Source organism: Methylobacterium sp. (assembly GCF_028290105.1).
In the GTDB taxonomy this organism is placed as follows: Bacteria; Pseudomonadota; Alphaproteobacteria; order Rhizobiales; family Beijerinckiaceae; genus Methylobacterium.
The window spans coordinates 1-5,210 of sequence record NZ_JAQGKL010000162.1 but is presented as its reverse complement, the minus strand read 5'-3'; the positions used below and the strand labels follow the sequence as shown (position 1 = coordinate 5,210).

The 5,210-nt window shown below is 68.4% G+C and carries 4 protein-coding genes and 1 pseudogene; 4 read left to right on the top strand and 1 reads right to left on the bottom strand.

Translation table 11 applies throughout. The annotated features are described in order from the left end of the window. Positions 1-81: 81 nt before the first annotated feature. On the bottom strand, positions 82-870 hold the full coding sequence (locus tag JWQ05_RS11795; protein ID WP_299658635.1) for a hypothetical protein: 789 nt from the start codon (positions 868-870) through the stop codon (positions 82-84). 313 nt (positions 871-1,183) lie between these two features. Here JWQ05_RS11795 and JWQ05_RS11790 point away from each other — a divergent pair, with 313 nt between their 5' ends. The 4 genes and pseudogenes from JWQ05_RS11790 to JWQ05_RS11775 form a co-directional block, all read left to right on the top strand. Then, a complete protein-coding gene (locus JWQ05_RS11790) occupies positions 1,184-2,197 on the top strand; it encodes an LLM class flavin-dependent oxidoreductase (RefSeq protein WP_299658634.1) in 1,014 nt (337 codons plus the stop codon). Between the two features lie 273 nt (positions 2,198-2,470). Continuing rightward, positions 2,471-3,502, top strand: coding sequence for an aspartate-semialdehyde dehydrogenase (locus JWQ05_RS11785; protein WP_299658633.1), 1,032 nt, complete (start codon positions 2,471-2,473; stop codon positions 3,500-3,502). Between the two features lie 379 nt (positions 3,503-3,881). Further along, a complete protein-coding gene (locus tag JWQ05_RS11780; protein ID WP_299658632.1) occupies positions 3,882-4,097 on the top strand; it encodes a DUF6883 domain-containing protein in 216 nt (71 codons plus the stop codon). 300 nt (positions 4,098-4,397) lie between these two features. Beyond that, positions 4,398-5,210, top strand: a pseudogene (locus JWQ05_RS11775) (hypothetical protein); the annotation flags it as partial.

The following is a 5,210-nucleotide window of genomic DNA, read 5'->3' as shown; positions in this document are numbered from 1 at the left end:
GGGACTGTAGGCCTCGCTTCCTTAAGAAACTCGGCCGCTTGCATGAGGGGAAGACGTGCCAGCGCGGCCGTGGTTCCCGCCTTATGGCCGCGCTTGGCGGGATTGCCGCAGTTTGGCCTCATTTTTTCGTGTGCGCCGGTTCGGGATCGAGCCCGTCTCGCTGCCAACGTCCCGCGCTGCGAGCGATGGCGCGCGACAGGCGGGTTCGCGGGTGGCATCGAGCGCCGCGAACGCACGCTCTTTCTCCGGCCAGGCCTGGGCATTCAACGCGACCTTGTCGAGCGTACACGCTATGGCGCGCGGCTCGGGCGCCTGTCCCAGGGGGGCGCAAAGCCATCCGTCGAGGCGCACCGGCCCCGGCTTCAGACCAAGAAAGCCCGTGCAGATGCGTTTGCCTTCGCCGCCGAGGGTGATGTCGAGCGTCTCGATCGCACCGAACTTCGTCTCGATCGCACCGCGCTCGCCCGTGCGGATGACGGCGAGTCCCTGCGCTTCCGCCGCGCGCCGCGCGAGGATCACGAACAGGCTGCGCCCCGGCTCGGAGTCCGGCGTCTCGGTCAGGATCAGGCGCAGGTAGGGTGCCTCGATACTGGCAAATTCACCCTGGACGAGGACATCCTCGCGTTGCCCCGTGGCGGCGTTGATGCGGGGGCTTTCGGCCCGCACGGGCTCCAGCGCGTCGGGATCGTCGAGGTGGAAGCGCGGTGTCGTGACCGCGAGCGGCGCCGCCGCACGGAAAGCTCTCGCGACCGAAGGCACGAAAGCCGGCCCAGGCGCGCTCTCCACCGGAGGAACGACCGGCGCGAGCGCCGCCCGCTGCCCGTGCGCGAACAGGCTGAGGAGCGCGATGGCGCCGACCGCCAGTGCCATCTGCCCAACGCGGCGCCCGATGGAAGCGCCGGGTGAGCGGGCGAGCGGCGGCGCGTCGAGATCGATGGTGTCGTCAGGTTCGGATGGCGTCGGCATCGCGGTCCGGGGTTCTCCGGCGGCCGAGGGCCGCCACCTGGGGCGGACCCTGCCTGGGCCGGACGAGGAACCGGTTTCCGGAGCAGGCGGACGCGGGTTTTTTCGGCGCTCACGGTGAATGGTTCGTATCGGCGCAGGGCGGCCCCGACTTGCGGCGGGGCGGCGCCATGGCGATCTGAGCGTCGGGGCTACACCGCGACAACACCTTCAGGATTTCATGATCCCCCTCTCCGTTCTCGACCTTGCCCTCGTGCCGGAGGGCGCGACACCCGCCGACGCCCTGGCCAACAGCGTCGACCTCGCGCGCCATGTCGAAGGCCTCGGCTACCGACGGTTCTGGCTCGCCGAGCACCACAACATGGTCGGCGTCGCCAGCGCGGCGACCGCGGTCGTCATCGGCCATGTGGCTGCGGGCACACGCGAAATCCGCGTTGGCGCTGGCGGGATCATGCTGCCGAACCACGCGCCGCTGGTCATCGCCGAGCAGTTCGGCACCCTGGAGACGCTGTTTCCGGGCCGGATCGATCTAGGGCTGGGCCGAGCACCCGGTACCGACCCGCGCACGACCCGGGCCCTGCGGCGCTCCGGCGAGGCGGCCGACACCTTCCCGCAGGACGTGCTGGAAGTGCAGGCGCTCTTCGGCGACCTCAAGCCCGGACAGGCGGTCCAGGCGGTGCCGGGGACCGGCCTGAAGGTGCCCCTGTGGATTCTCGGCTCGAGCCTCTATGGCGCGCAACTCGCCGCGATGCTGGGCTTGCCCTACGCGTTCGCGTCGCATTTCGCGCCCGATCAGTTGCGCGCGGCGCTTGCAACCTATCACGTGCGCTTCGAGCCCTCCGCGCAACAAGCGGCGCCGCACGCGATGATCGGCGTCAACGTGGTCGCGGCCGAGACGGATGCGGAGGCGCAACGGCTCTTCACCTCGGCCCAGCAGCAATTCACGAACCTCGTGCGCGGCACGCGCGGGCTCCTGCGTCCCCCCATCGACGACATCGAGGACTACTGGGCCCCGCACGAGAAGGCCCAGGCCTCGCGGATGCTGGCTCGCTCGCTGGTCGGGTCGCCCGAGACCATCCGGCGCGGCCTCTCCGACCTCGTCGCCGAGACCGGCGCCGACGAGCTCATGGTGGCGAGCGCGATCCACGACCCGGCGGCGCGGCGGCGCTCCTACACGATCCTGGCGCAGGCGCGGGACGCGCTGGGGCGGAGCCCGGCCGCCCTGGTGGCCTGAAACGGCCGACGCGGCGCTTGACAGCGGCGGGGGCGAGGCGTCTTGCTCCCGCGCTCGGGCGAATCGTGCTGCGATGCGGCAGGCGCCGGAACGAGGCGGACCGGAGACGGGCCGCGTGACTTTCGCGGCCGGGCGGGCTGCCGGCCACCCTTGCGGTGGCGCGGCGCACGGCGCGGAGGCGACACAATCGGCGCCGGACCGGATGCCGCGGCGCGCTCGCCAAAAGCGCGCCGTTCCCGGTCCGCGGCGCCCGTGAGAGCGGAGTGGTGGACAATGGGTTACAAGGTCGCCGTCGTGGGTGCCACGGGCAATGTGGGCCGCGAGATGCTGGACATCCTGTCCGAGCGCGCCTTTCCGGCGGACGAGGTGGTGGCGCTGGCCTCCCGCCGCTCGGCCGGGCAGGACGTGTCCTTCGGCGACAAGATCCTGAAGGTGAAGGCCCTCGACACCTACGATTTCTCCGACACCGACATCTGCCTGATGTCGGCGGGCGGCGAGATCTCGAAGGAGTGGTCGCCGCGCATCGGCCAGGCCGGCTGCGTGGTCATCGATAACTCGTCGGCCTTCCGGTATCACCAGGACGTGCCGCTGATCGTGCCGGAGGTGAACCCGGAGGCGATCCACGGATTCTCCAAGCTCAACATCATCGCCAACCCGAACTGCTCCACGGCGCAGCTCGTGGTGGCCCTGAAGCCGCTCCACGACGCGGCCACCATCAAGCGCGTGGTGGTGGCGACCTACCAGTCGGTCTCGGGCGCCGGCAAGGACGCCATGGACGAGCTCTTCCAGCAGACACGCTCGGTCTTCACCGCCGGCGAGATCAAGGCGGAGAAGTTCCCCAAGCGCATCGCCTTCAACGTCATCCCGCAGATCGACGTGTTCATGGAGGACGGCTACACCAAGGAAGAGTGGAAGATGGTCGCCGAGACCAAGAAGATGCTCGACCCCAAGATCAAGCTCACCGCCACTGCCGTGCGCGTGCCGGTGTTCATCGGCCATGCCGAGGCGGTCAACGTCGAGTTCGAGCGCCCGATCACCGCCGAGCAGGCCACCGCGCTCCTGCGCTCGGCTCCCGGCATCCTGGTGGTCGATAAGCGCGAGCCCGGCGGCTACATGACTCCGCACGAGGCCGCCGGCGAGGACGCCACCTACGTCTCGCGCATCCGCGAGGACGGCACCGTGGAGAACGGCCTCTCGTTCTGGTGCGTGGCCGACAACCTGCGCAAGGGCGCGGCCCTCAACACCGTGCAGATCGCCGAGATGCTGGTGAACCGCAAGCTGTTGAAGCGGGCCCAGGCGGCCTGAGCTTCCACGCGATCCTTCGGTCCCCGGCCTCGGGGACGGAAAGTGGCTTTGATCGACGCCGTCCCGTTCGCGGGGCGGCGTTTTTGCGTACGCCCGGCCCCATGCTTGCCGAATGCGGAGGCACCAGTCATCCTGCCCGCATGTCGTACGAAGTCGCCTATCACTTCAAGCAGAACGGACCACTGCCGAACCTCCGGGAACACGACCGGGTGGCATTGATCGCGGCCGTCGTGAGCGACGATGGCGATGAAACTCCGCCCTGTTCCGAGGGTACTATCGTCAGCGTGTACCGCGAGGGTGAAGCTTACGTGATCGAGTTTTCCCAGCCTCCCGGCGCTCTGGCAACGGTGGACCCCGCTGGACTGACCCTGATAGCGCCTTGACGGACCAGAGGGCTGACGCGGTCTGGGTGGTCGAGAATGCGAAAATTACGCGCTATCTCCTGAATCTCGATCATCCCGATGGCGCCTCCAAGGCGAAGTACCTGCGCGGGTTCGGGTTCACCCCCGAGGCGCCCGAGACGCTCGCCGCCGCGCTCGTGCAGCATGCGCTGTGGAACACTCCGGGCCGAACAGTCGTACCGCCCAAAGGGTGAGTCGCGTCGTTTTCGAAGGTCTCGTGCAGGGCCCGGATGGGCGGTTACTCGGCCTGCGCACCGTCTGGGAGATCGTCGAAGCGCAGGAATGGCGTTTCGTCACGGCCGTTCCTCTCACGCGGTAGCCATCCTATGCAGGTCCGGCGTGGATGAGCCGCCGGTATCCGTCCCCAAACCGCGTAGCGCGAACGGGACCGCGTATTCCGAGGCGTTTGGGGGGGCATAGGATAATTTACCTTGAATATTTTCGCGATATCGCCTATCAGTTTATGGAACATACCATGAACATAGGTGATGGTCATGTCCGAGATCCAGCGTGGAGTGCAGTCCGGTAACGCCGCCGAGGCGCGCAATCTGAGCCTCCTCCTCGCGGTGCTGCGCACCGAAACCAAGCTGGTCCGCCTGCGCCGATCCTTGAGCCGGAAGTACAGCGCCGATCAGCCCCGGGCCCCCGCAGGGCAGAGCGATGGCGGGCGCTGGGTGCCGGATGGCGGCGGCGCGGGCGGCAGCCTGATCGACCGGTTGCCGCGCGGGGGCGGACGCTGGGCGTCGCTCGACGCGGGCGAGCCGGGAGTGGACGGTCCGCAACGCACCCTGCTGGACGGCGGTGAGGTTCTCACCCTCCGGGTCCGGTCCGGACGCGGCGACTGGGAGGAACAGCACACCGTCGTCACGCCCGACGGCGAGAGCCGTCTCTTCGAGAATTCCGGCGAGACCCAGACGATCCGCGACGGTCAGACCGGAGCGGTGCTGTCGCGGACGACGTTCTCGCCCTCCGGGATCGAATCGGAGGCGACCGTCCAGCCGGCCTTCCTGCCGGCTGTGCCGGCGATCGGCGCGGCCGCCGCCATAGCGACGTTCGAGGCGGCCGCACTGCTCTTTACCGTACTGCGCGCACGCAAGGGCGGATTCGGGACGGCCTTCGGAATTACGGCACGAAGCTACGCCCTCGAACTGGAAAGTGACCGGAAACTTCCAACTCCCATCATTAAACAACTCACGACGTCGGAACTGAGCCAAGCCTGCCCCCGATGGAATGAAGGCATGCGCGAAACGGATCGGATTACAGCTGATGTCCGGACTACCTACCCAAATCTCCGCGGCAAGGAACTC

Bases quoted from the DNA above. Each gene is read 5' to 3' on its own strand.
- JWQ05_RS11795 (WP_299658635.1), bottom strand. From the start codon at position 870: ATGGCACTGGCGGTCGGCGCCATCGCGCTCCTCAGCCTGTTCGCGCAC.
- JWQ05_RS11790 (WP_299658634.1), top strand. From the start codon at position 1,184: ATGATCCCCCTCTCCGTTCTCGACCTTGCCCTCGTGCCGGAGGGCGCG.
- JWQ05_RS11785 (WP_299658633.1), top strand. From the start codon at position 2,471: ATGGGTTACAAGGTCGCCGTCGTGGGTGCCACGGGCAATGTGGGCCGC.